Origin of the sequence: Mycobacterium sp., from assembly GCF_050701675.1 — a bacterium.
In the GTDB taxonomy this organism is placed as follows: Bacteria; Actinomycetota; Actinomycetes; order Mycobacteriales; family Mycobacteriaceae; genus Mycobacterium.
This window is the reverse complement of sequence record NZ_JBOGDD010000395.1, coordinates 1-1,518: the sequence shown is the minus strand read 5'-3', so window position 1 is coordinate 1,518 and position 1,518 is coordinate 1. Positions and strand designations below refer to the sequence as shown.

Here is a 1,518-nt window from a genome sequence, read left to right as displayed (position 1 = left end):
ATCTCCCGGGCATGGTTGCTCGGAGCTGTCGTGAGCGCGCTGCTGCTCATTCACCGTCCCGCACATATGTCAGCGATGGACTCGGTGGTCAATCGAGCACGGCTGTACGTAGTGCTTGGGCAAGACTGTGTGGGGTGGGAAGTCGTCTCGGCACTCGTCAACAGCCCAGATGCGTAGCGGCACGAGACCACGAAGATGCAGGCGCGGACTGTTGAGCTTGCCGCGGCCGGCGGTCCCAACACGACGACCAGCGCCAATGTGAGACACGCGCTTCGAGACAGGAAACGAGACACTGCGACCGCGGGCGACGCAGCGCCGTGTAACGGGCTAGGCGATGTCTCGTTTGTCTGCAACCGAAACAACAGACAGGAATCGTGCGGACACGATCCGTAGGAGGAATGTGAAGCCTTTGCCGCTCGTCACGTGTTGCACACTCAATCAGATGAGAGTGGAGATTGTTTATTTCGACGGGTGCCCGAATTGGCAGGAAGCCGGTACCCGTGCGGCAGCAGCAGCAGCAGGATTTGCAGACGTCGAGATCGCGTACCGGCGGGTCACTACCGACGAAGAGGCGGCGGCCTCACCGTTCGCAGGCTCTCCAACCATCCTCGTCGACGGCACAGACGCCTTTGACGATGCGGTGCCGGTGAGAGTGTTGGCGTGCCGGGTGTACCAGACCGATGGCGGCCTGAGTGGATTGCCGACAGTCACCCAGCTGACCGATGCGTTCCGGCGACGACAGTCGCGCAGCTAACCGACGCCTGCGATGACGTGAGACAGAACCGCATCGTCGCGCTTGTTTAGACTCGAGACGGACTGCGCTGGGACACTGTTCCAGCCAGTGATCCCCATGCGTCAGCGATGGCTGTATTGTTTAGCAGATGCTGACGTGTGAAATGCGGGAATCGGCGCTGGCTCGGGTGGGCCGGGCGTTGGCGGATCCGACGCGGTGCCGCATCTTGGTGGCCCTGCTCGATGGGGTCAGCTATCCGGGCCAGCTCGCGTCGCAGTTGGGTCTGACCCGCTCCAACGTGTCCAATCATCTGTCGTGCCTGCGTGGTTGCGGGTTGGTCGTCGCCACCTATGAGGGCCGGCAGGTCCGCTACGCGTTGGCCGACCTGCACCTGGCCGAGGCCTTGGGCGAGTTGGTGCAAGTGGTTCTCGCCGTGGATGACGAGCAGCCCTGCGTCGACGGTGTCGCACCGGTGAGTGTGCCGAACCAGTCCGAGGTGATCCGATGAGCGATAAGGACGTCGACCGCCGGGCCGTGCCCTCTGGGTTGGCCTCCACTCCCGGTGTGGATGGCTGCGCCGACGAGTGCTGCCGCTCCGATGCATCCGAACCGATTGACAGTCATCGCCGTTCGGTGTTGTCGCGGCGTGTGCGTTTACTGGTGGCGGCGACGATCACCTATAACGTCGTCGAGGCGATCGTGGCGATCTCTGCCGGGACGGTCGCGTCGTCGACTGCATTGATCGGTTTTGGCTTGGATTCGGTGATCGAGGTGGGTTCGGCGAC

2 protein-coding genes and 1 pseudogene are annotated in these 1,518 nt (G+C 62.9%); all 3 read left to right on the top strand.

Annotation, left to right across the window (positions count from 1 at the left end; genetic code table 11):
* The first annotated feature begins 400 nt into the window (after positions 1–400).
* A complete protein-coding gene (locus ACRDUX_RS12005) occupies positions 401–754 on the top strand; it encodes an alkylmercury lyase (RefSeq protein ID WP_526414144.1) in 354 nt (117 codons plus the stop codon).
* 127 nt (positions 755–881) lie between these two features.
* A complete protein-coding gene (gene cmtR / locus ACRDUX_RS12000; RefSeq protein WP_526414142.1) occupies positions 882–1,241 on the top strand; it encodes a Cd(II)/Pb(II)-sensing metalloregulatory transcriptional regulator CmtR in 360 nt (119 codons plus the stop codon).
* A pseudogene (locus ACRDUX_RS11995) lies at positions 1,238–1,518 on the top strand (cation transporter); the annotation flags it as partial. The gene cmtR and the pseudogene ACRDUX_RS11995, both read left to right, overlap by 4 nt.